The sequence below is a fragment of the Streptomyces sp. NPDC059009 genome (assembly GCF_042740175.1).
Classification (GTDB): Bacteria; Actinomycetota; Actinomycetes; order Streptomycetales; family Streptomycetaceae; genus Streptomyces.
This window is the reverse complement of the sequence record NZ_JBHYJB010000004.1, coordinates 154700-178949: the sequence shown is the minus strand read 5'-3', so window position 1 is coordinate 178949 and position 24250 is coordinate 154700. Positions and strand designations below refer to the sequence as shown.

Here is a 24250-nt window from a genome sequence, read left to right as displayed (position 1 = left end):
ACCGATCATGTCGTCGCACAGCCCGCTCCGGCCGCTATGGACCCACATCAGCACCACTCTCCGCGAGGTCGCCGACGACGACCGCGGCGTGACCACGGAACAAGTCATCTGGATCGCCTTCCTCGCGGCGCTGGCCTTGACCGTCACCGCATTGTTCGGCCCGCAGATCGTGGCCGCCGCCCGCAACGTCAAGTTCCAGTAGAGCGGCCGTCGGATGGTGATGGCGGCTCCAGCACAACGGAGATGGTGATCGTCATGCCGCTGCTGCTGACCCTCGTACTCCTCCTCGCCCAGGCCGCGCTGTACGCCCATGCCGCACACATCGCGCAGGCCGCCGCCGCTCACGCCTTGTCGGCCACGCGGATCGAGGACGGCAGCGCGGGCGCCGGACAGGTGGAGGCGCATCGCGTCCTCAGCCAACTCGGCCGCGGACCACTGCGTGACATCCACATCGAGGTGGACCGGGACGCCGAGCACGCCGAGGTCCGGATCGAGGGGACGGCGACCAGCGTGCTTCCCTTCCTGCGTCTTTCGGTGCGGGCGCGCACCGCGGGACCGGTCGAGAAGTTCAGGTCCGATCCGCATGGCGCGCTCACCGGTTCCGACGTGGCTGGGGAGGGGGAGCCATGAGTGCACGCCGGCCTGGTGCCGACTCCGAAAGCGGCTCTGCCGCTCTTGAACTGGTCCTGGTCGTCCCCGCGTTGATCTCGATGCTGTGGTTCCTGGTCTTCTGTGGGCGCATGGCTGACGCTCGCCTGCGCGTAGAAGACGCGGCGCATCAGGCGGCCCGCGCCGCGAGTCTGGAGCGCACCTCCTCCGCCGCTGCCGGCCAGGCGCGTGCCACGGCCCGCGCGGCGCTCCACGACGCGGGAGTCACCTGCCAGTCGCTCGATGCCACCACGAGCGGCAGCATCCGCGCGGGCGGGACCGTGACGGCCTTGGTCACCTGTCGTGTCGGGCTCCACGACATGGCACTCCTCCAGGTACCCGGCTCGACAACACTGAGCGCCACCGCCTCCGCGCCGGTCGACGAATTTCGCGGGACCGGTGAGACTCCATGACGTGGAAGTGCGAGATCGGAGCCACTCGCCGCGACGACGGGCAGATCACCGTCTTCGTCGTCCTCCTCGCCTTCGTTGTGGTGATGTTCGCCGGCCTTGCCCTCGACGGCGGGCTCGCCGTGGCAGCCAAGGTCCGCGCCATCGGCGAAGCACAGGAAGCCGCCCGCTCAGGGGCCCAGGCCATCGATCTCGTCGCCTACCGCAAGGACGGCACCCTGCACCTGATCCCCGACGAGTCCCGCCGTCGAGCGCACACCTACCTCGCCGCCACGTCTGACTCCGGCACCGTGACGGCCACCGAGGACAGCGTCACCGTGAACGTCACCGTGCACCAGCACACCCAACTCCTCGGCCTCGTGGGTCTGCACACCCTGACCGTCACCGCCAAGGGGAGCGCCCACCCCGTACGTGGCATCGATGGTCCGGAAACGTAGACGGGCAGACAGGACAGGCTGCCGCCATGGCCGTACGCCATCCACCAGCGAAATCATTCACGCAGCGTCGCCCGCGTGGGCATCCGTGGGCACAACTTGCGTCGCAAGCAGGCCGGTTGATGCGTGGCATCCTCGTCTTCGCGCTCCTGGTCGCACTGGCGGGCGGCATTCCGTGGGGGCTCTGGCGCTACGTCGGCTGGCCGCTGCCTCATCACGTGCCCGACCTGGATGCCATCGCGACCGCCCTGACCTCACCGCTCCGCACGACCTTCCTACTCAAGATCCTCGCCTGTGTTCTCTGGACAGCTTGGACGATCTTCGTGGCCGACGTTCTCCGGGCGATTGCTGACGGAGCACGAACAGCGACATGGCCTTCACGGCCGCCACACGCAACTGGACCCGTGCACGCACTGGCGGCCGCCTTGGTGGGGGCCGTGGTTCTGACACTCCTTCCGAGCCGGGACCCGCAGCTGCACCTCGCCGCGCAGAAGCGGCCGACGGCGACCTGTGCTCCGCGGCAGGCCACTCTGCCCGAACGCCCACAGGCCGGTGTCGGGCGAGCCTCGGCCCAGCCACCCTCGGACACGGATACAACGGTGGTGGTGCGCGCACCGCACGACGGCATCCACGACAGCCTGTGGCGCATCGCCGCCCGCCGCCTGGGAGATGGAAACCGGTGGCCGGAGATCTACGCGATCAACCGAGGCCGCGGGCAAGCCGACGGTCACGCACTGACCAACCCCCAGCTAATCCGACCCGGTTGGGTTCTCCGTATCCCCGCCACGGAACCGCCTCCGAGAGAGGGGCCAGGGCCTGATAGCCGCCCAAAGCATCCGCCACATGCAACTCCGACGCCCCAGAGTCCGGACAACCCCTCACCAAGGGCGCCGGGCGACGGGGGATTTGAACTGCCCGGCGACGTATTCGTAGGAGTGGGACTTGCTGCGGCGATCGTGGCGGCTTCCATCGTCGTACGCCGGAAGCGTCAGATCCGCTATCGGCCGGGCAGCGGTGCCCGTGGTGACATTCCGATCGCACCGGTCGTCCGGGCACTGCGACGAGAACATGAACAGGCCGTGGAACCCGCGGTAGTTGAGGACGACTCCACCGAAACCCAAGGACTCAACAAACACGTCGTCGGGGTGGAGGGCGGTCATGCGTTGGCGTGGGACCTTGCTCGAGGCCACGGCCTGGGTCTCGTCGGCCCAGGCGCGACCAACGCCATTCGAGCGTTGTTGGTCAGCCTTCTCTCCGGCCAGTACCGAGCGAAGCGACCCCAAGTGGAGATTGTTCTCCCCGAGCGGGCCGCCCGGCTGCTCCTGCAGAGGATCAGTAGCACCACAACGCCCGTGCCGGGACTGCATGTCGTGGCCAGCGTGGCCGAAGCACTGTCACTGATGGAGGCGGAGCTTCTGACCCGCATGCGCTCCGAAGACGGCAGCTTGAGCGCCGATGCGGACGTCCCGATCAGACCCGAGATGGTTCTCGTCGCCTCGGCCGACGAAGCGCACCCCGAGGAGCGACGCCTGCAGATGATCCTGGACAACGGATCGACGCTCGGCCTGAGCGGAGTACTGCTCGGCCAGTGGCGGGCAGGCGGCACCTTGCGCGTACGGCAGGACGGCACGGTCGCTGCGGCCAGCCCGCCCCTCGGAGAGGCATTCTCCGGCGCGCGCCTGTTCACATTGCCGCCTCTTGAGGCCCAGGACCTTCTTGACTTGCTCGCTGAGGCGGCTCCGGGCCGCCCGACATCGGCGGAGGGCGGCAGTGCCGAGGCGCTACAGAGTGGCACGCCGCCAGCGGGAGGCACCGACGAGGCCGACGACCCCAAGGTCTCCGCTTATGCCTTGCGGGTTTCCGTGCTTGGCCGAACCCAGCTGACCTGCCGCCCACACGGAACGAGCCAACTGTCCAATGGAGCAGTGGCCTTACCCCCGAAGCCGCGTGAACTGCTGGCATACCTCGCTTTGCACCGTGATGGCGTCCGACGAGAGACCCTGACGGCCACCCTCTGGCCGGACGCCCCTCGCGAGCGTCCAACCAACAGCTTCCACGCTGCGTTGAGCGAGCTGCGCCGAGCTCTCCGACTCGCCACGGACAGTGTGGTAACTGACATCACCTGCCACAGCGACGCCCGTTACGGCCTTGATGTGAGCCGAGTCAACGTGGATCTATGGGAGTTCCGAGAACGGTTAAAGGCTGCCCGGGGGAGTGTCCGGGACGAGAGCAGACGCCAAGAGGCGCTGCGTGGGGCCGTGGACCTCTACAGTGGAGATTTCGCGGACGACGTCACGGCCGAGTGGGCCGAAGCGCCCCGTGAAGCACTGCGTCGCGAGTACCTGGACGCCGTGAGCGAGCTGGTTCTCTCGGTCCGAGATACCGACCCCCGCCAGGCACTTGTTCTGCTTGAGCGGGCCCGTGAGCTCGACCGGTATAACGAGGCCCTCTATCGGGACATTGCCCGCATGCAGACGCGGCTTGAGGAGTACGACGCCGTGCCGCGCACCTTCGACTTGCTCAGGCGAACCTTGGCGGAACTGGATGAAGTCCCGAGCCGTGCGACGGTGGACCTCTTCGAGAGACTGCAGAACTACGCGGAACAGAAGAACAGCCATCACCAGGGAGGTAGCTGAATGAGACGCACAACGAATTGGGAGGAATGAGTATCTCCCACCTGTCGGGCGCACCATGCCGATGGGGCTGAGCTCGTATCAGCAAATCGGAGTGGGTATCCGGGACGGACAGCTGGCCGTGCGCCCGTGGGTCTCAGCGTAAGCCGTCGAGGCGACCCGTCGCCGTGCGGTGGCACGGGACGGTCGGGATGTGCACGAACAGGCAGCCATGATCGAGGCCGCGGCCTTCGCGAGCGGAGTACGAGTCCTGCGCACTCGACATCGACCGACTTGGAGACACCGACGCTCATCTACTCCGAGGGAATACAGTCCCAGATCGAGTAGTCGGTGAGCAGTGGCGATGTGCCTCACTCGATCCACGTTTGATGTCGTCGTTGTTGAGCCCGCGCCAGCAGTCCAGAGTGAGTATCCACCCATTCCGCGGCAGGCCCCATAGCGATCAGAACCTCTCGGGCAGGCGATGCCAGCTGATACGTCGCAGCGAACGGGAAGCACGTGGCCCGTTCGCGTTCGATGAGTTCCGCTTGTACAAGGCGCTGTAGGGTGCGGCTCAGGGCGCCGTCTTGAAGGTAGCGGTGGGTTCTTCCGGGCCAGTTGTTCACTGGGGCCTGAGCACGCGCCTTGTTCAAGAGCTCCGTGTACTGCAAGGGTCCTTCATTCAAAGCGACCAGAACATCCCAATGCCATTCGCCGCCCAACAGATGCAGGAAGTCGTGGATTCGCTGTAGATATCGCTCGTCCTCCGGCGGTAGCCCTGTCTGCGTCTGTCGGCGGAATACAGGCAGGTGTGGGTTGAAACGGCGGCACCATCTGGCGGGGCCAGAAGCACTACCTTGTAAATCATCGTCAGCGCCAGGCATAGATGTCCCCTTGATGGATTTCTTTTGTGGTGGTGGGACGACGGCCGAATGGTGCACCTGCGTGTGCGGTGTCACGCACAGGTGGTCGGCGGGGCGGGCGTCGAAGGGCTGTGACGCAGCGCTTGCTCGGCTGGGGTGAGCGGGGGGTCTGCGAGGGGCGAGCGGCGGGGGCCGCGAAGCACCTTCAGAACGGTACGGGGGTGGAAGAGAACGTTCGGTGGCGAGCTCAGGGACATCAGGTCGAACAGGGCGCAGGCGACGGAGCTTTGGTCGGTTGCGGTGCGGCTGAGCCGGTCGACGTAGCCGTGGCTCAGGCGCGCGGCTACGGAGGGCCGCCTGCCACGGGCTCCGGGAAAGCGGATGTCCTGGTTGACGGTGATCTCCCACGGGTTGGCGACGATGCGGCCGATGGCGCGCTGTGCCGCCCGGGCCAGGCGCGGGGAGGCCAGGCCGTGGCGGCGTACGGCCCGGCGCAGCGCGCCCACGCTGTGGGCGGCCACGGACATACCTTGGCCATAGATGGGGTTGTAGGCGGCCACAGCGTCGCCGAGCACGACGAACCCAGAGGGCCATGGACGCAGGCGTTCGTAGAAGCGGCGCTGGTTGCTGCAGGAACGGGTGAGGCTGACGTTAGTCAGGGGTTCGGCAGCGGAGATGAGGTCGGCGACGATGGGGTGCGGGGCGGAGCGGGCGAATGGCTCGAACTCAGCGGAATCCGCGGTGGGTTGGCCCCCGAACGTACCCGCCAGTGTGACCAGCCAGCGACCGCCCTCGATCGGGATGAGGGAAGCGATACGGCCAGGGGTGGACTGGGCGGGGTCGGCCTGCAGAGCGATCACTGGGCAGGCGTCACCGCCCGGCGGAGCGCGGAAGATGCGGGTCGCATAGACGAGCCCGGCGTCCACACGAATCTCGCGGACCGGGGGCAAGCCCAGTCCGGCCAGCCAGTGCGGCGCACGGGAGCCGCGTCCGGTGGCGTCGACGACCAGGTCCGCTGTGACGGTTCGTAGTGTCTGGCTGGACAATTCGCGCAGCCGGACACCGTGAGCGCGGTGGCGATCGCCGATGAGAGATTCGGCGTGGATGCCGGTGCATACAGTGATACGGGGATGCGTGAGCAGGTGCTTTCGCGCCACTGCGTCCAGCAGATCGCGGGAGCAGAGGATCTGGTAGTGAGGGAAGGCAGGTGTGCGGCGCATCCAGCCATGTGGGGTCAGGATGATGAAGTCGGTGGGCACCGTCACGCGGCGCGCGCCGGCCGCCAGCCATCGATCCTGTAATCCGGGGGCGAGCTGTTCGATGACGTGGGCTCCGCCGGACCACAGCAGATGGGCGTGGCGAGCTTGGGGCAGGCCGGTGCGCGGTACAGGTTCGTCCGGCAGGGTGTCCCGGTCGACGAGAAGCACCTCGTCGGCTTCGTCGGCCAAAGCCGTGGCGGCCAGCAGCCCGGCCATGCTCGCGCCGATGACCACGGCGCGGCGACCTCTGTCAGCGGTCCTGGCGAGTGGCTGATCCATGGGTGGATGCCTCCTGTTCCCGGGCGTATGCGCGTGCGGCACTGACGATGGGGGAGTTGCGCAGCATGCGGGACGCGCGTACCAACGCCGCGCGTTGCAAGGGGGAGTCGTCGCCTACCGGTGTATCGCCGATGCCCGCGGGTGGATGTGTATGGATGGCTTTGCTGCGTGCTGCGGCGACGAGCACAGCGGCCTCCACCACAGCGGCAGTGTCGTCGGGCGTCAGGCCGAGTTCCCGGGCCTGGGCGGTCGCGAAGGCAGCGACCCGCGCATCGCGAAAGGGGCGCAGGGCAAGACGACCGTCATGGATCTCGGCGATACGCCGTGTCAGGCGCAGGTCGATGTTCCACCAACGCAGCGGCAAGGAGCGAGCGATGGTGGGCGTGGCGCGGTGCAGAAGCTGCCACAGAGGGCGCAGCGCCCGGTGGGCCGTCACTGTGCTGTACACGCTCCCGAGCCTCGGGCCAACGTGGGGAACCACAAAGCCGATCGAGGTGACGATCAGACACAACCCCTCGAACAACACGGCGACTTTGGTGTTAAGGAAGTCCCAATCCGTACCGGTCCAGCGCGCTCCGATGGCGGTGAGTTTCGACGCGTCCAAACACAGGTTGAGGAAGAAGCCACAGATCAGAACGCGTAGCCCGCGTCGTAGCCAGGGCGGGTCCTTCACTTCCGCCACCCAGCGCCAACAAAGGCTGGCGGCCATGATGGCGGCGCTGGTGTGGGCCAGCAGGTAGAGAAGGATCATCTCGCGGATGAAGGGGGTGCGGGCGTAGTAGGTGTCCAGGTCGACGCGGCGTTCGACAGAAGCGTCTCCGAGAACGAACATGACGATCTCGGCGACGATGACCAGGCCGTAGATGATGAGCCACCACAGGGCGGTGCGCCGTGCCTGCTCAGGCGGGCCCCCGCGCCAGTAGATGAGCAAGGTGAGGACCAGTGCGCTCACGGCGGTCAGCAGCCCGTACACCAGAGGGGCCGCGAAATTGGGGACACCGGTGACGTCATTGAGGAATCCGATGACATCTGGGTTGGAGCAGCCATACAGCAGGCCGCTCAAGAGCAGCACCCCGCACACGGACGCGTAGAGGGGACTACGGGTGTCGCGCAGCCCAGGGGCCTTCACACAGAAGGCGATGAGAGTGATGCCGGAGAAGAGCCAAAACCCTAAGCCATCCACCGGGACCCTCCGGAGCGGGAGGCGCTGCCCAGGGCGGCGTTGAGGCGATGAACGTACTCGGCCGAGCTCGCCGGCACGCTGCCGTCCTCCTCCTCGAGCCAGCGCCGGGCCCGACTGCCGAGCAGGGAGCCGAACAACTCGCAGGCTACTTCCTCTTGTTGACCGCAGCTGCTTCGGGCGGCCACGCGGGTTGCAAGGTTGTGCACGGTGTTGGTGTCGATGTCGGGGGCAAGTAGAGCGTTGGCCTCGTGTGCTGCGAGAGGCTCGGTCTTGCCGGCGTCGATCTCCACATGCCAGAACTCATGTCCCAGAATGACTAGTTGGTGCTCGGGCGGGGTGTCGGCTTCGACCAGCATGAAGTGCCGATCTGTGGTTGCCACCCATAAGCCGCTGACTGTGTTGGCGGGGAAGTTGACTAACCGGTGTTCGAAGGGATGTTTATGACGCTTACTCATGCCGGTGCACAGCGCGGCGAACAGATCGGTCGGGTCAGCGGGAACCGATAAGTTCAGTAAGTTCTGGTCGTCAAGCAGGTGCGCGCACAGGCGGCGCATCTTCTTTTGGTCCACGGGTCTTCCCTGGAGACATGGACGGGGCAGTCGGTCAGGTGCAGGAGTCGGCTTCGGCGGTCACGACTCGTCCGATGGCGTCGTAGGCGGGGGTGTGGCTCCCAGGATCTGGTCCACCACGCCCAGGACGGCGGCCAGTCCCTCTGGCGACAGTTGCGTGGCGCGGCTGGCGATCCTCTGAACGTCCCGATTGTTCTTGAGGTGGGTCCACAGCTCGGCAATGTCAGGGGTCTCGTGCCCGGCGTCGTCGCTGGCAGGCACGTGTTGCCCACGGCGTTGTGCGTCGAGCGTGCGGGCCCGCCGGTCCACGGCGAGTACGGCAGGATCGTCGTCAGGTTTGACGAAGTAGTCCCAGCTGTCGAGGCCGAAGAAGGCGGCCAGCTTGACCGCCTTCTCCAGCCGCGGCAGCGACTTGGCATGACGGAGGTTGGCGATGTACTGCGCACTGACTCCGACACTTGTGGCGATCTCTGCATCGGTGTAGCGCCGATCGCCTTCGGGGTAGCCGACGTCGATCAGGCGTTGCAGCCGGGCGCCGAAGCGGACTGCTTCAGCGCGCGACGAGTCATCGGATGAGCCCGTTCGTGAAGAAGGGGACATGGCCCCAGATGTTAGGGCTGATGTCTCGGCTTCGGTAGGGAAAACTCAATAATTGTTGTGCCCGGGATGCCGCTGTGCATGGGCACCGGGAGAGATGAGCTGCAACGCTCAACAATAGTTGTGTGGCGTCGGCCGCCTGAGTCGGAAAGCGCGATCTCTCAGCGAGTTTTCTGCGATGTTTTGTCGTATCTCAGGGTGAGTTGGAGTCTGGGGCGGCCGGGCCCAGCATCGTCGCGCGGATGATGCCCTGACGTTCCAGGGTGCATTCGGCGACGGTGAGCTCTTCGGTGAGGAGCGCGATCTGCTTACGCAGCCGTCCGGCCGTCTCGCGGACCAGCTACTGCCGGGCCTCGCTCTTTCCTGGGCATTGCCCTGGTACGCGATCGGCACCTCCCTGCAACGGCCGTGCCATGGGTCGGCAGGGGCGCCATGCCAGTTGCCGCGGTTCCGCAGGGAAGCGCGGTATGCCCTCTTCACTCAGTGGGGCACCGGGTGCTTGCTGTGGATCAAGGCGCCAGACGATTCCGATGGGACGCGGGGCTCTGTGCTGGCGGTGTCACCCCAACGCTCAGGGGCTGTGGTGACTCTCGGCCAATTCGCGGATGAAATGTGACTGCACCCCCTCCCTTCCTTCACGTGATGCACACAGTCAACGCACGGCGTGGGCAAGGGAGTTGGGCGTCCTGTGCGGCTTGTCCTCTGGGGTGCTTTTGCGTCGCAGCGCGCAGAGGTACCCGAAAGCGACCCTTGTTCCACTTCTGGTCTGTACCTACTGTGACCGTCGCGTTGGCAGGGTTCGACGATTCCTCCACGCATGTCAATGAGCGGCCGGGGGGCCAGCGCCGCTGCGGGGGAGAGCGGCATCGCCATGCCGCAGTGTCTGTTGTCCGAGGTACTGATGTCGGCGCGCTCCGGGCGTTGTTGATGCCGCCTGGACCCCGTTGGTGGGCTTCCGGTCGCGTTCCTCACGATGAAGGGATGCGCTCTTGCGTTCCAGAGCACCAAGTCTTCTCAGACCAAGACCGGGGCGGTCCGCGTTAGTTCCTCGGATGGCTCTGCTCTTCACCGCGCTCGCCGTGCTGGTCACGCTCGCCGTGCGCCCGGAGCTGATGAACCATCTCGCCGGGGCCGGTAGTACCCGGTCCAGCGACGGTTCGTACGACTGGAGCCAGGACACGGCCGCTGAACAGCTGCGGCAGGACCAGTGCTTGATGTCGGATGTGCTGCGCCTGGGTGGGCCTGCCATGGCGGGCATCGCGCAGGACGGTCTCAACCAGGAGCCGGACAAGCTCCATTCGCTGGCTGATCGGGAGCATTGGCAGCGCACTCCGCTCGCGACGGCGTACGACAGCGATCGCAAGGCGTACGGCAAGGAAGAGGACTCGCTGAGTGCGGCCCGTAAGGGCTGGCAGAAGCCGCTGGACGGTCTGACTACTCCGGCCGGGTTCACTGAGGGCGGTTTTCACTTGCCGCCTGGCAGCTCCGGGGATGATGGCGAGTCCTTCCACGCTCAGACCGGCCTGTCGAAGTGGGTCAGTGACCGGTTCTGGAAGCAGGACGACGACTTCTACGAGGATCCCACTCCGCGGGCCGACGAGAAGACGGTCAAGGCCGTCAAGGACCTCGGCGCTCCTCTCTACGGCACGGACCCTGCCCCCGGCCTGCCGCCGGCGGAGCGGGAGCGTGCGCTCGCCGAACAGGACGCCTTCCAGCGCCTGTCGGACTTTGCCCTGGAGCCGATGGGCGCGGACAACGCGCGGATCTTCCTCGCCTCCGGTGGCTTTCCCCGCACCGCTCCGGAGCCGGACACCGCGGAATTCCGTATCGCGGTCGAGGACATGAAGACCCGCTTCGCCGCCTGTGCGTGGCGCGATGCGATGGACCCGAGCAGGGTCCTGGGCGAGGTCTCTGGCACTGCGGCCAAGGAATGGCAGCAGGAGATCGCCTCGCAGGCGGAGCAGCGCAATCAGATCCTCAACGCGAACAAGGACGCCACCACCGCTCTCACCAACGGCTCCAAGGCGTTGGGCGAATTGCTGGGTCAGTCATGGATCGCCGACCATCTCGCGCGCTGGCAGGACTACTGGACGCCGGGTGGCGCGGGGTGGATCGGCGACAAGCCGGCCATCATCGAGGTGCACGCCGCCCAGGGCCGGTGCCTGGACGTGCAGAGCGCGGGCAAGAACGACGGCGCTCCGGTGCAGATCTGGCCCTGCAACGGCAGCCCGGCGCAGAAGTGGCGGGTCTACGGCGACGACCGCGGGCTGCACCTGCAGAACACCAACTCCCAAAAGTGCCTGGACGTTGAGAACAACAATCCGGCGAATGGCACGAGGATCCAGATCTGGGCGTGCAACAGCAGCCCCGCACAGACGTGGGAGTACGACCTGCGTGCGACCACGGCGCTGAAGAACGTGGGGACGGGCAAGTGCCTGGACCTGCACACGTACGAGGACGGCTACAACTCGTGGCTGTATTCGTGCAACGGCACCGACCCGCAGAAGTTCACCATCAAGCCCACCGGGCACGACGGCGTTGTCCCGCCCAAGGCCCAGTTCGACCAGGCCACCAAGGGCATCGCGGCGGCACGGACCGGGGCGAAGACGCAGCTTGCTGCTCTGAAGGCGCAGGCCGCGGCGGCGAAGAAGGCCGCAACCACGACGGTCAGTGCCGAACAGGCCGCCTACAAGGTCGCCGACGACAACGGGGCTCCTCGTGGGCGTGGTCTGCTGGTAGGCCAGCAGAAATCCCAGGTAACCCAAGGCGCGGCGGCCGCGCTTGAGGCGATGGTCAAGGCCGGCGAGACCGCCGAGGCCGCCACCCGCGCCTCGGGCGGGGACAGCCAGACCATCGCTCAGCGAGCCCTGGCACAGGCGGCGCAGTCCAAGGCCGAATTCCGCAAGGAAGCAGCTCATATCGCGGAGTTGCAGGCGAAGGCCGCGTCCGAGTCGGCCAAGGAACACCGGGACAACGCCAAGAAGGACAAGGAGACTGCCGAGGCCAAGCTCGCCGAGACCGAGCAGGCGGAGGCGGACGCGAAGGCCGCCGCCTCGACGGCGCACGCCAAGCGGCTCGCCGCCGAGGCCGAGGAAGCCACCGCGAAAGAGGAGAAGGAGACCGCCGAGGCCAAACAGGCCGAAGCGGCACGGCACAAGACCAACGCGCAGACCGAAGCGGGCAAGGCCAAGGAGGCCAAGGAGAAGGCCGAAGACTCCGAATCGACCGCGGTCTCCCAGAGGAACACGGCGAAGAAGGCCAGCGACAAGGCCCGCGACCTGCGCGACGACGCGTGGGACGCCGAGCAGAAGGCCGACACGGCCCGGACCAAGGCCGACGCCAAGGAAGCCTACGCACAGTCCCTCGAGGCCGGCGATGCCGCAACCGAAGCCCGTAAGGCGGCCGACGCGGCGGACAAGCATGCAACGGACGCCGAAACCGCGGCGACAAAGGCCCGATCGGAAGCCGACGCGGCGACAGAGGCCGCCGCGGATGCGGATGCCGCGGCAACCCGAGCCGAAGCAGCTGCCAAGCGGGCGCGCTCGAACGCCGACGCCGCCGAGGCCGCGAAGCTCAAGGCCGACGCGGCGGTCAAGACCGCGACCAGTGCAGCGGCCGACGCCATCCAGGCCGCCAAGGACGCCGCCTACGAGGCGGGTGAAGCGGTCAAGGAGGCCAACAAGGCGGAGAAGCTGGCCAAGAGCGCCAAGAGCCATGCGGACGAGGCGAAAAAGCAGGCCGGTACGGCACTCGCCGCGTCCGCGAAGGCCGCCGGATACGCCCACACCACCGCCCAGGCCGCGGTGGACGCCGGTAACGCCGCCGCCCAAGTCGCCAAACCCGCCAACGACGCGATCCAGATCGGCTCTCCCTACACCGACACCGACAACGCCGCCTCCCTGGTGGTGCTGACGGGACAGAGCTCGAAGACGATCGCCGAACAGCAGCAGGCCGTCGCCGACGCCCACGCCAACAACGCCGGCGCCGAGGCCCAAGCAGCCAAGGACATCGCCGCACAGGCACAGGGCGATGCGAAGGCCGCCTACCAGCACGCCGCCAACGCCGCCGGATACGCGGCAACCGCGCGTGGCTACGCGAAACAGGCCCTCGGCTATGCGGCAGACGCCTCCAAGGCGGCCGCGAAGGCAGCGAAATCCCTGGCCCGCACGATCGAGTACGACAAGCAGGCCACCGAAGACGCCGCCGCAGCCGACAGGGCGGCAGGCCGGGCCGAGGGCTATGCCAAGCAGGCTCGCGACTCCGCCGACCAGGCCGCCCTGGACGCCCAGGCTGCACGTGACGCGGCAGCCGAAGCCGAGCAGGCCGCCAGCGACGCACGCGCCGCGGCCAAACGCGCCGACGAGGCCGCCACCGAGGCCGAGCAGTACGCCAAGGACGCCAGGAAGTACGCCAAGGAAGCACAGGAAGCCCACGAGTCAGCGCAGCGCAAGCAGGCCAACAAGCAGGTCTCCACGGGCGCGGGCACCGGCATCGGCGGCACCTTCTACGTCGTCGACAGCATCGACCTGGCCGGCGACCCGAAACAGAAGAACCCCTGCGAGCTGGATATCGGGTTCGGCGGCTGCACGGTGACGTTCACTCTGACGTTCAACGCCGATGTCAGCTTCTACCTGTGCACCAATCCCGAGGTCCCGGCCTCGGAGTCCGGCTGCCCGAAGAGCGACACCGTCTTCCTGGGAACCCAGACCTTCAAGGGCCTGACCAAGGACGTCACCCGCTACTTCACCAAGCTGGAGATTGCCCAGGACATCGTCAAGGTGATCGCCAAACTCGCCTGGGACATCCTGGTCCAGGACTTCGTCGACTGCTGGCACGGCAGCGTCTCAGGGTGCGGGTGGGCAGCCGCCAACTTCATCCCCGGCAAGAAGATCGAAGACGCCGTCCAAGCCATCAAGGGACTGGACCGGGCCCTCAGATCAGGCGACGACATCGCCGACGCCTGGAACAGCGTCAGGGGAGCCGGGCTGAGCGACGACGCAGTCGCCGGAATCAGTCAGAGAGCCCTCACGGACATGGAGAACACGTGCGCCAAGTCACGCGTCCGTGCCACCCGCGCCCTCGTCCGTGCCGCGAATGGAGGCGGAGGCTACTGCAAGTGGCTGGAGATGGGCGGCCCCGGCAAGTGGATGCCGGAGACGGAGAGCATGTCACCAGCCGACCGCGCCTATGAGCAGTTGGTGACAGAAGGCGTCCCATCTGGCATTTCGTACAAGGTTCCCGCCGACACCCCGAGCGGCTTCGTCAAATTCGACGGGTACCAGAACGGAACCCTCATCGATGCCAAGAACCAGCACTACTCCGCCTCCATGCTCACAGCGGACGGAAAGCTGAAGTTCCCCACCAAGGAGACCACTACCATGGTGAAGCAGGTCAAGGCAGCAAAGGGGACGCCCGTCGTGTGGTATATGTCTGACGAGAAAACCCGATACGCCTTGCAGCAATGGGCGCTCGACAACGACGTCAAGGGGATCAAGTTCGTGTTCAGGGCAGGGCAGGTGTAGTGAGCTACAGCCTGAGCCTCTACAAGTTCCAGAACGGTGTCCCTGTCCCACCGGACAGGGACCAGGTGCGGGCGATTCTTGCGCCCTACGATGCAGCGCCTGAGAAGACGACAGGGGACAGTACAGAGTTCTGGATCCGGGCGGCAGATGGCAGCGAGGTCGAGGTCGATGTCGTTGACTGTGTCATCGGAATCGAGCGTCCGCAGCCCGGGGCTGTCTGGAAAATCATCATCGAGCTGGCCGACCGTGCCAGCGGGGCGGTCCTTATCCCTGACGGCACGTTTTTGTGCCGTGAGGACATGCGGCCGCACCTACCCGAAGGCATGGAGGGCGATTCCGTCTTCGTCCCCGAGATCACCATCGAAGCATTCGAGAGGGTTGCGGGGCCGTTTACACCACCGCTGATCTAAATCGGCAAGACGGAATCCGTTGAGTGTGCCCCCGCTTTCGAGCGGGGGCACACCCTTGCTGGGTGATGGGTGTCGTAGCGATGCCCACCACACCCCCCGGGACGGTGAGTCTCCACATGCAGAACGCGTTGATCCAGATCATGTTGTCATCGGGGATCATCGCAACGCCGGACAATGACAATATGAACCCGGAGCGCGTCCTGGTGTTCGGGACCATGTCCGACCTGCCCCCCCCGCATTGAGACCTACATTCACCGCGCCGAGAAGCCGCTGACTCCAGCTTGGTACTCCAGCAGTGCACCGCCATCTGACCTGACCGAAGGCATCGCGTGGACCACTGTTTGGTCGATCTCTAGGCCAGTTCGGGAAGGGGAACCCAATGGCGGTTGGAATCCATCTGGATAGCCGAGAGCACGAACGCATAGGGCAAGTCAGTGATGGCCTCGAAGGTACCTTCATCGCAGCGCGCTTGGGAGCGCCACGGGAGAACGTCACACAGGGGATCAGTCGATCGGCGACACCATGTGAAACAAGATTCAACTGAAGCCACTCCTGGACGAGTTAAAACAGCTCCCGAAAAGAAGTAGACGGACGCGATCCGGCACGTCACGGAGATGGCTCAGCAAACGGTTTCCTGTCACGGTTTCCTGTTCATCTCTGGGGACCAAGAAACCTGAAGTGGGGCGGGGCGGACAGCGTTTTCGCCCCACCTCGATCGACATGAAGAACACTGGACAGAATGGCATCTCGCATGCCTCTCCCCGTGTACGTAGAAGATCGAATGCACAGGCGCATGGCCGCAACCCACGAAGACCGCAAGGAGACCTTTCTGGCCCTGTGTGAGGCGTCCCCCGAGGGGAGCATTCTGCGTGCCGTGAACCGCTATGGCGACACCATGTTCAACGCAATGCAGTTGAAGCGGTTCGTGGAAGAGTTGAACCGCCTGCCCGCAGAGAAGAAAAACAGCACAGTACGGAAGCTGATCGCAGCAGCGGAATTCGCCATCGCCTCATTTGGGTACCTCTACTTCGTCGGGGACCCGCAAGAACGCTGGACCCCACCACCATCCAGCAATCACCAACATAATGAAACGAAATGAGCAACCATAGTGCCGGGAAGCTACTGTCTTCAACCCGGCACTCCACCAGCGCCGTGCTATCTAGCAGGGCCCGGCCGGTTCCTCGCTACCGGTGCCGGACTTCCGACAACCCCTTCTGAGAGAGGCGCCGTTGCGCGCCCGGTCACCGTTTGGCACCCTCCGGCCACACCACTCGCACCGGGATTTCGATGCCCTCCGCATAGGTCACCACGTCAGCCGTTCCGCCGTACGCCCATGCCGGCTTCCCGTCCCAAACGGCCAGCAACTCGTCGACCAGGCCCACCAGGATCGCGCTCCCGGCCAGATGATGTATCGGCTTTTCCGTTACGGCCTGGACAGCGAAGCGGGCGCCAGCACGATGGCCGCCCTCAACCACATTCATTCCCGTTGGCGCGTCTCCAGCGATGCCTTCCGCTACGTACTCGCCTGCTTTGGCATCGCCCCGATGCGGTGGTGCGACACCTATGCCTGGCGGCCCGTCACGGAGGCGGAGAAGGAAGCGTCGCACGTCTTCTACCTCGGTCTCGCCGAGCGCATGGACATTCGCGATGTCCCACCTACATGGGGTGAGTTCGCGCGCTGGACGGACCACTTCGAGCAGAGCCGATTCGCCGCCACCTCGGAGGCTGGTGAAGTATGGGCTGCGACCAGATGCCTGCTCGTCAACCGCTTCCCATCCCCTCTCGCCCCGCTCATCCGCACTGCCGCCGATGCGCTGCTCGACGAACCGCTGCGCCAGGCATGCGGGGCCCGGAGAACACCCCGAGTAGTACGGACTCTGGTCGCCTCCGGTATGAGGCTGCGGGCGCAGCGCATACGACGGGCCCACAGCCGCCCCGACTATCGCCCGGTCCTGCCACCCTCCGTACGTGATTCTGTGTAAGCCCATTTCCGTGTAGGGCTATCGAGATGCTCCGTCGGGCCACAGGACCGTCACGGGCACACCGACACGTTCCGCGTAGGCGACAACATCGGCGGTCCCGCCGTAGCCACGCGCAGGGAGACCGTCCCAGACGGCGACGAGGTGGTCCGAGAAGCCCACGAGGATCTCACTCCCCGCCTGGTGGGCCTCGGGGGTTGACTGCTTGAGACCGGTGCTGTGCACGTCGCTGGCCCGCTTCAGGAGGTCGTCGTAGTCAGGGTGGTGCCAGTCGGGTAGACCGTCCCGGTACTCAGCCGCCGGCACTACCACTTCAATGCGTGCGCCCACGGAGAGGACGGCCTGTGCCCACCACGTGTCGGGACCGTCGGCGATGCAGCTGATGCCGACGAGATCGCGGTTGTCGTACGTCGCGACGTGCTCAAGGAGCAGTGCACGGACTCGGGCCTCGACTGGTTCGGGCAGCCCTCGGTGTCCCGTGATGCCGACGCGCATGAGCAAGTTCTCCTAGAGGTAAGCGGTGTGGAGCTGGTCATCGAATTCGCGCACGACAGTCGACGGCCGGGGGGAGACGTAGGCCCGGCGAAACTGGCGGGCCCGTTCTGCGATCTTGCCGGAGCGCAGCCGGATACCTTCACACAAGGCGCGTTTGGCCAGGGCGAATGCTGTGTCGATTTCCTTGGTCGTGATATATCCAGTGGCTACATCGAGGGTCAAGAGAGCCCGTTGTTTGTCGTGGCTGCCACTCAAAGCAGTGGCTACTTCCGGCTCGCTGAGCCGAGTATGGAGAGGCTGACCGAGTCGGGCGGTACAGGTGATGCGGCAGGCTGTGATCTTGCGTTCGTCGAAAGCGAAGATCCAGGGCCATGCGACGGGGTCGGCGTCCGGGATCAGCGCCGCGTTCTGTTCAGATGCCTTCAATGCCCTTTCACAGGCGCGTTGTTGGCGTGCAGTCGCATGAGCTACGGCCTCGATGGCGGAGAGCCAAGCGGAGGCGAGAGGTGAGAGAGCCGGGCCCAGTTGGTGACGTGCTTGAGTGACCAGCCGGAGCGCTACGTGAGGATTACCGGTCTCAGCTTCGAACGAGGCAAGGCTGCCGGTCTGGTACGCAGTCAGGAGTGGGTTGCCGGAACTGTATGCGGCTTTGACCGAGGAACCGTACCAGCGGCGAGCGGACCCGTGATCGGCCATGTCCCACGCCAACCATGCGGCGAACGAAGCGGCTTCGGATCCCACTGAGGCCATACGTGACCGGTGCGAGTCGTCCGGTGCTTCACGGGCAACCGTCTGGATGAGGCGGAGGTGTGACTGCACTGCCTCGGAGAGGTCTCTGGACGCGACGGTCGAATCCAGGCGTCGGAACGAACTGGTGGCGATCCGTAGCGTTGCCGCTTGCGAGTTGTCCCATTCGGGCGTTGCTGCGCTGCCCATGCTGATCGGTTCAGCAGCGGCGACGATGGCCGCTCCGAGGAATTTGCGCCGCTCCACAGACGAGGTTCCATTCGCTTGCTGGTTGGCGAGGCCGACCAGCCCGAATGGGAGTCCGAGAGCTGTGGCGGCTTTCGCCAGGGTGTCCATGTTGTAGGCACCGACACCGTGGTTCTCCAGCCGCGAGATCGCAGCTTGCGAGAGGCCGCATGCCGTGCCGAGTTGGCCTTGGGTGACTCCGGCGATCTTTCTTGCCCGGTGGATCACGAATCCGAAGTCCCTGGTGCGCGCAGCGTCCTTGAGGTCTCCGAACGAGGCCCAGTCGATGTCCTGTGTCTCCACGTTAGGCAGGATCCCACTCCACCCGTGGCTCCGGTATGCGCACAGCGAATATTCGGATTCGCTCGGCGAATAGCTCGTGGAGATCGTCTATCGGAAGCGCTCTCCTGGACTCCACTTAGCCCGACGGCGGTCCTCCAGTAACTGACCGCCACAGAGGGGGAGCTGTGATCGTGATCCTGGTAAGACCCGTCATCTGTAAGCCCGTTGTACGGGAGTGGGCCATGGCCTACGCGATGGTGCACGACTCGGTGCCGCTGATACGAGTCCATGTTCGGCGTCAACTTTGCATGTGGCGCTGGTCGGGCGACATCGAGAATGCCGTGCTCGTCGGCACCGAGCTGGTCACGAACGCCATCAGGCACGGTCACATCGCCGGTCACCTCCTCGAGCTGCGTCTCGCCTTGCTCGAGGATCGCGGGCTGCTCGTCGATGTGTCGGACCCCGTCGCTGAGTTCCCGCGCTCCGACGTGTTGATCGCCGCTGAGAGAGAGGACGAGCAGGGACGAGGGCTCTTCCTCGTCTGCGCCCTCGGGGCGGAGGTCTCGTGGTTCTTGAGGCAGGAGGGCGGGAAGACCGTGCGCGCTCACCTGCCTGTACTTCCCGAGGTTCAGCGATGAGCGCCGGGCTGCTGGGCGAGGCAGGTCACCGGCTGTTGGACCGCTGGTGCAGGACACCGGCCGCTCGCGGCTACGCCGCCGAGCTGATCGCCCGGTACCAGCCGACGCATGCCGAGGTCGTGCACAATCCGCACCACACGCAGGAGTGGGCGCAGGCGATCGTGCGTGCGCCACTGCTCGTGAATCCCGTACGGGACATGCTCGGCCCGGACATCGCGGTCGAGAACTCCTTCCTGGTCATCAAATGGCCCGGCCGTGCCTTCGAAGTTCCCTGGCACCAGGACGGCATCAACGATCGACTGCGCCTAGCCCCCGGTCGGTCGGTGGCGGCGTGGCTCGCGCTCACCGACGCGCCCCTGGACAGCGGCTGCCTCCACGTGGTCCCCGGATCGCAGCGGGCCGGATACCTGGCCTATGACGTCGAACAGAACACCGGCGCGGCGCGCGGCCGGGCCTTGGGAGCCAAGGTGGCCGACGGCACGGTCGGTGTACCCGTTCCGGTGGAAGCGGGCCAGGGGCTCTTGATGGACACCCGCCTCCTCCACTGCTCCCACACCAACCACAGCCAGACCCCGCGCGTGGGTCTGAACATCCGCTACGTCGCGCCCGACGCGGTCACGATGCGCGACGACTCAAGCCCCAGCCTGGTGCCGATCTGCGGCACCGGCTGGCAACCCAACCCCCACTGAGGGAAAGAGGAGAGATCACCGTGACCATCCTCAAGGACTTCCTGGACCTCGACGCACCCACCCGCGTGCGCGTCCTGAGCGGCGAGGACACCGACGCCGACCGGCGCGGTGACAAGAAACCCGTCCTGCGCAGTGAGTGCACGTACTACTGCCCCGACGAGTCGACCGCCCGCCGCTGCATCGACGCCCTGGAAGAGTCGGACAAGCGGCTGCGCGAGCGCCCCGAGGAGCTGATGCTGTGGGACTGGCAGGCGACCTACTTCGAAGCGGAGCAGGACAATCCCCAGGGCGGCGGCACCGTGATTCTCGGCGTCGCCTGGTACGACCGCGCCTTCTTCGACGACCGCAAAGACGCCTGGTTCGGCGCCATGCACCGGCGGATCTACGGGGACCTCGGCATCCCGCTGGAGAACATCGACGTCACCCACTGGCAGCTGATCAGCTAGTTGCCCTGAGCAGGGAGGACCGGCTGCACCGCCCCTGACCCCTGGACCGGTTACTCCCTGGCCAGCTCCCGTACTACCTCTTCGGCAGGAAGCTGGGTGCGGGAGCGGGTCCACCACCAGGTGGCGGCTGTCCCCAGGGCGGCCGCCACCACAGTCAACGCCCCACCTGCCGCGAAGCCCCAGCCCGGGTCCGCGGCGGCGAGGGCGGGCACGAACAGCATGGAGAGCGTCCCGGCCGTCCGGATGACCGCGAGATCCACGGTCATCAGCCGCAGCCGCGCCGCCGGAGGGAATTGGGACAAGTGCGTGGCCAGCGTGATCTGAAGGAACGGCGACACGGCCCCGGAAAGGGCGGACACCATCAGCAGGTAGGGCAGAGAGAAGGCGGGAGCATTCGCGGCCAGCAGCACCCCGGCCGCCAGCCAGGCCAGACAGTAGGCGACCGGCGCCGAACCGGGCACCCGCACGTTGCCCGCGACCGCGTTCGCCGCCAACGCCCCCACTCCCATGCAGGCAAGAGCCGTGCCGTAGGCGCCGGCGCCCGCGCCGAGCCGCTCGTCCAGGAGAGCGGGGAGGGCAAGGGCGACAGACCCGGCGCCGATACCGAGGCCGTGCACCGCGAGGGCCACGGCCGTATCTGGGTGGGCGCGCAGGAGAACGCGGGCTTGCGGCCGGGTGGCCGACTCCGCTGCCGGGGCTCGAAGCGGCGAGCCAAGTCGGGTACGCGCGGCGAGCAGCACCAGGGCCAGGGCGGAGACAGCGAACGTGACCGCGTCCACCCACATCAGGGCCGCCTGCGAAATGACGGCCAGCAGCACCCCGGCCGCACCGGGCCCTGCGACCCGGGCCAGGCGCCCGGACAGGTCCATGAGTCCGTTGACGGCCTGGACGTCCCGTCCCCCGACCAGCTCGGGAACCAGCGCCCCCAGGTTGGGGTCGAACAGGGCACCGCCGGTGCCCAGCAGCAGCGCCATGGCCAACAGACCCGGCGTGCCCCACTGCCCCCACACCAGCGGGAGCAGGGCAACGAGGGCGGCACGCGTCACGTCGACGACGGCCAGCGCCCGGAGCGACGTGAAGCGCGCGACGAGCTGGCGGCCCAGGGTGCCGAAGACGATGTAGGGCACCGACTCGGCCACCGCGACCCACCCCATGGCCGCCGCCCCGGACTCCTTCCATGCGATCCACATGATCGCCATGGCATAGAGCCGGTCCCCGAAGACGGACAGCGCCTGAGCACCCCACAAGGCGAGTACACGACGGCGGCGCAACAGTCGCAGATATCCCAAGATCACTCCCGCCCTGAAAGCGCGAAGTCCCGACACATGAGCCCGCCGGGACGGCAGACACCCTATGGCACAGAAGAGAGCAGAGTTCTCATGAGCGCAGAAATCCTCTGTCCTGTTGAGGCGCTCGCCGCCGTCGAGGCCGTATGCGGTGAGGACACGGTTTTGAAGCTGATCAGCAGAAGACGTGGCAGTTCCGTCTGGCAGTGCTCGGGCCGCCTTCGCGCCGTCGCACTCAAGGTGGGCGTGGGACCCGACGGAGCGGAGATCACCGCACGGGAGACGAAGGTCCTCATCGAGATGGGAGCGGGCCACTCGCTGCTGGGGCGCGGGCGCGGATTCGGCAGCGGCCAGGCCGCGGCGTGGATGTTGACGCCCTGGTACGACGGGCCGTCAACCTGGGAGATCTTCCGCGAAGTCAGAGCTAGCACAGGACGGTGGGAGGCCGCCCGCGCCCACGCGAGCGACTTGTGCAAGGCCGTGGCCCAACTGCACGCCGCGGGCTGGGTACACGCCGACCTCCAGCCCCAGCATGCCATTCACACAGGTGAGGGTGTGAGGCTCATCGACTGCTCCTGGGCCTGGCACCCCACCATGCTCCTACCCTCCGGGTTGTTCCGCGGGGGCCGCCCCCACTTCCTGGCCCCGGAGCTGGCCCGCTCCATCCACGAGGGTGTACGGCCCGTGGCCCCGCTACAACCGGCCGAGGTCTATGCCCTCGCCGCCAGCCTGTGGACCGCCATCACCGGAACCTGGCCGCTCGACTATGCCCGGATCGGCGTCGACCCCGACAACCTCACGCCGGCCGTGCTTCGCCAGATCATCGGTACCCAGAGGATTCCTCTTCGAGGCCCACAAGTCTGGCCCGATGTTCAAGACGTCCTGCGTGAAGTCCTCACTAAGCCTGCCGAGCGGCGGCTCACTGCAGCCGAGCTCGCACGGAAGCTTCTGTGATGGCCGCGAAGAGCCTCGCCCATCCGCTGCACCAATCACCCAACCGCTCGGTCTGCCAGTGCCCCTACCTGCTAGAGAGGAAGCCCCTTCGTCTGGCATCGGCGCAGGTCACCCGCGCCGAACCCCCTGCGGACGCCACCTGCAACTCGTTGTCCCCGAAGGGCGTGAACAGACGGAAGAGGACGTGGGGAATTCACATTCAGTGACCGAGGATTTCGCCCTTTGGGAGAATTCTTGAATCTGTGATCCGCGGACTGAATTCTTTTTGCTTCATTAGGGATGCGTCTTGCCTTTTGGGTGACATGGATTCAGAATATGGATTGACGGCGAGATTGCGGGGCTATGGATTCGATGATGTGACACGCTTCAGAGTTCTCGAATAAATCACTCCCCGCCTATTGAATAGCGCCGAAATTGCGAGATAATCGAATTGTGGATGCGTTGCGCGTAATGCGGACGCGGCGAGCGATCGGAGGGTGATCGTGAGCAATTCAATCCCGGAAGTCACCGCCTTAGAGATGGCGCAAGTGACTTCGGAAGACTTCTCAGAGATTCAATGCTTGGCGCGACGATACTGTCGTGCCGTTGACGGCACCCGATCCCGCAAGCGAATGGACGGGAGTGCGACCGTAGTGCGCAACGGGTATGCGCCTTACGGGACGGACGATGTGAGCGACGACGTCACGCAGGATGCTGTGCTGCGATTCGCCAAGCGGCTCGGCGCGATTGCCGAGACATGCGAAGCCGCCGCGGTGTGCGTCGCTTCGCGGGCGATCGTCGCCTGGCAGTACGTGCGCAGGGACGGTACGACGCTCGTCGTCGACCGTGCGACCGTGCGGTACTGGGCAGTTCGGGACGCCGCTGCGGGCAACGGGTACCGATTGGACGTCAAGCCTGACGCCATCGACGCCGTTCCCGGTGCTCAGGTGACACGCGGGCTCCCGCACGCGGACGTGCTGCCAGCCCTTGCGGTGGCCCCGTGCCTGGCGGCGCACAGTGGGGCCATCTTCCGCACGGCATGGGGAGACGGGCGTGACTACCCGACCTTGGGCACGATCCTCCACTTGGCGGGCGGTGCTGACGACTTGGGGCGTGCTGGAATCCTGGGCCAGGCGGCGCAGGTTCTGCATGGCGGCCCGAAGAACTCTTCATCCAAGGTCCAACGTACTCGGGATGCCGCCGTCAAGGAATGGCGCGACCTGACCGCCCGACTCGACCAGGCGCGGGAAGAATACGTCTACCGTGGCGCGCGAGAGCGCAGGGGAGAATAGCCGAAACGGAGAAAGAGGGATCTGGGGTGCATTCCAGATCCCTCTTTCTATGTGTCTGCGCGTGTACGCAATCGATAGAGTAGTGAATCATGCGAAGAATTATGAGAGATCGGTAATTGGGGCTGTTTCCCGCACGTATATAAGCGAGGTTGGAAAACTGCCCAGCGAGAGCGGCAGGTGCCGCAGGGGAGGGAATTTTTGATGGATCCCAATGCCACACTCATGCGCCTGCGCCGGGCCGTCGACCGTATAGAGGTCGTCGCTGCGAGCCCGGAGGAGGACTGGAGCGGCGAGCTGATCGACGTCCTCGAACACTTCGACGCGCTGGATCAATGGCTGCGCCGTGGCGGCTTCCTGCCGAGTGACTGGAACGCGCGGGCCGACACGAACCGCTGAGTCACGCGTCGATGCCGGATACGCGCGAGCAGCACGCCGCTGCCTTGACAGGGGGC

At 66.1% G+C, this 24250-nt stretch carries 22 protein-coding genes; 15 read left to right on the top strand and 7 right to left on the bottom strand.

Annotation, left to right across the window (positions count from 1 at the left end; translation table 11 throughout):
* The first annotated feature begins 7 nt into the window (after positions 1 to 7).
* The 5 genes from ACFWYM_RS05965 to ACFWYM_RS05945 all read left to right on the top strand — a co-directional run bounded on the left by ACFWYM_RS05965 (position 8) and on the right by ACFWYM_RS05945 (position 4128).
* On the top strand, positions 8 to 202 hold the full coding sequence (locus tag ACFWYM_RS05965) for a hypothetical protein (RefSeq protein WP_384830848.1): 195 nt from the start codon (positions 8 to 10) through the stop codon (positions 200 to 202).
* Positions 109 to 630 carry a TadE/TadG family type IV pilus assembly protein gene (locus ACFWYM_RS05960; protein ID WP_384830837.1) on the top strand — a complete coding sequence of 174 codons (522 nt, stop codon included), beginning with the start codon at positions 109 to 111 and terminating at the stop codon, positions 628 to 630. Before ACFWYM_RS05965 ends, ACFWYM_RS05960 begins: the two co-directional genes overlap by 94 nt.
* The gene (locus ACFWYM_RS05955; RefSeq protein ID WP_384830581.1) at positions 627 to 1061 is read left to right on the top strand and encodes a TadE family protein; all 435 of its coding nucleotides are present in this window, start codon (positions 627 to 629) and stop codon (positions 1059 to 1061) included. The genes ACFWYM_RS05960 and ACFWYM_RS05955 overlap by 4 nt, the downstream gene beginning before the upstream one ends.
* Positions 1058 to 1495 carry a pilus assembly protein TadG-related protein gene (locus ACFWYM_RS05950; protein ID WP_384830578.1) on the top strand — a complete coding sequence of 146 codons (438 nt, stop codon included), beginning with the start codon at positions 1058 to 1060 and terminating at the stop codon, positions 1493 to 1495. The genes ACFWYM_RS05955 and ACFWYM_RS05950 overlap by 4 nt, the downstream gene beginning before the upstream one ends.
* A 953-nt stretch (positions 1496 to 2448) precedes the next feature.
* The gene (locus ACFWYM_RS05945) at positions 2449 to 4128 is read left to right on the top strand and encodes a hypothetical protein (RefSeq protein WP_384830575.1); all 1680 of its coding nucleotides are present in this window, start codon (positions 2449 to 2451) and stop codon (positions 4126 to 4128) included.
* A gap of 931 nt (positions 4129 to 5059) precedes the next feature.
* On the opposite strand, the gene ACFWYM_RS05940 is transcribed toward ACFWYM_RS05945, so the two are convergent.
* The 4 genes from ACFWYM_RS05940 to ACFWYM_RS05925 are packed head-to-tail and all read right to left on the bottom strand — an operon-like array spanning position 5060 to position 8857.
* Positions 5060 to 6505 (bottom strand): NAD(P)/FAD-dependent oxidoreductase, encoded by a 1446-nt coding sequence (locus ACFWYM_RS05940; RefSeq protein WP_384830572.1) that lies wholly within the window; start codon positions 6503 to 6505, stop codon positions 5060 to 5062.
* A complete protein-coding gene (locus ACFWYM_RS05935) occupies positions 6477 to 7688 on the bottom strand; it encodes an MAB_1171c family putative transporter (protein WP_384830569.1) in 1212 nt (403 codons plus the stop codon). Before ACFWYM_RS05935 ends, ACFWYM_RS05940 begins: the two co-directional genes overlap by 29 nt.
* Positions 7676 to 8257 carry a hypothetical protein gene (locus tag ACFWYM_RS05930; RefSeq protein ID WP_384830566.1) on the bottom strand — a complete coding sequence of 194 codons (582 nt, stop codon included), beginning with the start codon at positions 8255 to 8257 and terminating at the stop codon, positions 7676 to 7678. The genes ACFWYM_RS05935 and ACFWYM_RS05930 overlap by 13 nt, the downstream gene beginning before the upstream one ends.
* 60 nt (positions 8258 to 8317) lie before the next feature.
* Positions 8318 to 8857 carry a helix-turn-helix domain-containing protein gene (locus tag ACFWYM_RS05925; protein WP_384830564.1) on the bottom strand — a complete coding sequence of 180 codons (540 nt, stop codon included), beginning with the start codon at positions 8855 to 8857 and terminating at the stop codon, positions 8318 to 8320.
* 1049 nt (positions 8858 to 9906) lie between these two features.
* Here ACFWYM_RS05925 and ACFWYM_RS05920 point away from each other — a divergent pair.
* From ACFWYM_RS05920 to ACFWYM_RS05905, 4 genes are all read left to right on the top strand, one after another.
* Entirely contained in the window at positions 9907 to 14376 is a 4470-nt protein-coding gene (locus ACFWYM_RS05920; protein WP_384830561.1) for an RICIN domain-containing protein, read from the top strand.
* Complete coding sequence (locus ACFWYM_RS05915; RefSeq protein ID WP_384830558.1) at positions 14376 to 14786, top strand: hypothetical protein; 411 nt, start codon at positions 14376 to 14378, stop codon at positions 14784 to 14786. Before ACFWYM_RS05920 ends, ACFWYM_RS05915 begins: the two co-directional genes overlap by 1 nt.
* 793 nt (positions 14787 to 15579) lie before the next feature.
* Positions 15580 to 15885: a hypothetical protein gene (locus ACFWYM_RS05910; RefSeq protein WP_384830555.1), complete on the top strand. Its 306-nt coding sequence runs from the start codon at positions 15580 to 15582 to the stop codon at positions 15883 to 15885.
* A gap of 304 nt (positions 15886 to 16189) precedes the next feature.
* Entirely contained in the window at positions 16190 to 16768 is a 579-nt protein-coding gene (locus tag ACFWYM_RS05905) for an oxygenase MpaB family protein (RefSeq protein WP_384830551.1), read from the top strand.
* An 18-nt stretch (positions 16769 to 16786) separates the two neighbouring features.
* On the opposite strand, the gene ACFWYM_RS05900 is transcribed toward ACFWYM_RS05905, so the two are convergent.
* Positions 16787 to 17260 carry a hypothetical protein gene (locus ACFWYM_RS05900; RefSeq protein ID WP_384830548.1) on the bottom strand — a complete coding sequence of 158 codons (474 nt, stop codon included), beginning with the start codon at positions 17258 to 17260 and terminating at the stop codon, positions 16787 to 16789.
* A gap of 12 nt (positions 17261 to 17272) precedes the next feature.
* Positions 17273 to 18535 (bottom strand): helix-turn-helix domain-containing protein, encoded by a 1263-nt coding sequence (locus ACFWYM_RS05895; protein WP_384830546.1) that lies wholly within the window; start codon positions 18533 to 18535, stop codon positions 17273 to 17275.
* A gap of 221 nt (positions 18536 to 18756) precedes the next feature.
* On the opposite strand from ACFWYM_RS05895, the gene ACFWYM_RS05890 reads away from it, so the two are divergent.
* From ACFWYM_RS05890 to ACFWYM_RS05880, 3 genes are read left to right on the top strand one after another with little or no spacing between them, the layout of a single operon-like run.
* On the top strand, positions 18757 to 19152 hold the full coding sequence (locus ACFWYM_RS05890; RefSeq protein ID WP_384830543.1) for an ATP-binding protein: 396 nt from the start codon (positions 18757 to 18759) through the stop codon (positions 19150 to 19152).
* A complete protein-coding gene (locus ACFWYM_RS05885; protein WP_384830540.1) occupies positions 19149 to 19841 on the top strand; it encodes a phytanoyl-CoA dioxygenase family protein in 693 nt (230 codons plus the stop codon). The genes ACFWYM_RS05890 and ACFWYM_RS05885 overlap by 4 nt, the downstream gene beginning before the upstream one ends.
* Before the next feature lie 20 nt (positions 19842 to 19861).
* Entirely contained in the window at positions 19862 to 20287 is a 426-nt protein-coding gene (locus ACFWYM_RS05880) for a hypothetical protein (RefSeq protein WP_384830538.1), read from the top strand.
* A 50-nt stretch (positions 20288 to 20337) separates the two neighbouring features.
* On the opposite strand, the gene ACFWYM_RS05875 is transcribed toward ACFWYM_RS05880, so the two are convergent.
* Positions 20338 to 21576, bottom strand: coding sequence for an MFS transporter (locus tag ACFWYM_RS05875; RefSeq protein ID WP_384830535.1), 1239 nt, complete (start codon positions 21574 to 21576; stop codon positions 20338 to 20340).
* Between the two features lie 90 nt (positions 21577 to 21666).
* On the opposite strand from ACFWYM_RS05875, the gene ACFWYM_RS05870 reads away from it, so the two are divergent.
* The 3 genes from ACFWYM_RS05870 to ACFWYM_RS05860 all read left to right on the top strand — a co-directional run bounded on the left by ACFWYM_RS05870 (position 21667) and on the right by ACFWYM_RS05860 (position 24194).
* Positions 21667 to 22527 (top strand): hypothetical protein, encoded by an 861-nt coding sequence (locus ACFWYM_RS05870; RefSeq protein WP_384830532.1) that lies wholly within the window; start codon positions 21667 to 21669, stop codon positions 22525 to 22527.
* Between the two features lie 668 nt (positions 22528 to 23195).
* On the top strand, positions 23196 to 23798 hold the full coding sequence (locus ACFWYM_RS05865) for a hypothetical protein (RefSeq protein ID WP_384830529.1): 603 nt from the start codon (positions 23196 to 23198) through the stop codon (positions 23796 to 23798).
* A gap of 201 nt (positions 23799 to 23999) precedes the next feature.
* Positions 24000 to 24194 carry a hypothetical protein gene (locus tag ACFWYM_RS05860; protein WP_384830526.1) on the top strand — a complete coding sequence of 65 codons (195 nt, stop codon included), beginning with the start codon at positions 24000 to 24002 and terminating at the stop codon, positions 24192 to 24194.
* The last annotated feature ends 56 nt before the right edge of the window (positions 24195 to 24250 follow it).

Coding starts and splice junctions, on each gene's coding strand:
- ACFWYM_RS05950 (WP_384830578.1), top strand. CDS start 1,058: ATGACGTGGAAGTGCGAGATCGGAGCCACTCGCCGCGACGACGGGCAG.
- ACFWYM_RS05925 (WP_384830564.1), bottom strand. CDS start 8,857: ATGTCCCCTTCTTCACGAACGGGCTCATCCGATGACTCGTCGCGCGCT.
- ACFWYM_RS05860 (WP_384830526.1), top strand. CDS start 24,000: ATGGATCCCAATGCCACACTCATGCGCCTGCGCCGGGCCGTCGACCGT.
- ACFWYM_RS05890 (WP_384830543.1), top strand. CDS start 18,757: ATGGCCTACGCGATGGTGCACGACTCGGTGCCGCTGATACGAGTCCAT.
- ACFWYM_RS05910 (WP_384830555.1), top strand. CDS start 15,580: ATGGCCGCAACCCACGAAGACCGCAAGGAGACCTTTCTGGCCCTGTGT.
- ACFWYM_RS05920 (WP_384830561.1), top strand. CDS start 9,907: ATGGCTCTGCTCTTCACCGCGCTCGCCGTGCTGGTCACGCTCGCCGTG.
- ACFWYM_RS05870 (WP_384830532.1), top strand. CDS start 21,667: ATGAGCGCAGAAATCCTCTGTCCTGTTGAGGCGCTCGCCGCCGTCGAG.
- ACFWYM_RS05940 (WP_384830572.1), bottom strand. CDS start 6,505: ATGGATCAGCCACTCGCCAGGACCGCTGACAGAGGTCGCCGCGCCGTG.
- ACFWYM_RS05955 (WP_384830581.1), top strand. CDS start 627: ATGAGTGCACGCCGGCCTGGTGCCGACTCCGAAAGCGGCTCTGCCGCT.
- ACFWYM_RS05885 (WP_384830540.1), top strand. CDS start 19,149: ATGAGCGCCGGGCTGCTGGGCGAGGCAGGTCACCGGCTGTTGGACCGC.
- ACFWYM_RS05965 (WP_384830848.1), top strand. CDS start 8: ATGTCGTCGCACAGCCCGCTCCGGCCGCTATGGACCCACATCAGCACC.
- ACFWYM_RS05900 (WP_384830548.1), bottom strand. CDS start 17,260: ATGCGCGTCGGCATCACGGGACACCGAGGGCTGCCCGAACCAGTCGAG.
- ACFWYM_RS05905 (WP_384830551.1), top strand. CDS start 16,190: ATGATGTATCGGCTTTTCCGTTACGGCCTGGACAGCGAAGCGGGCGCC.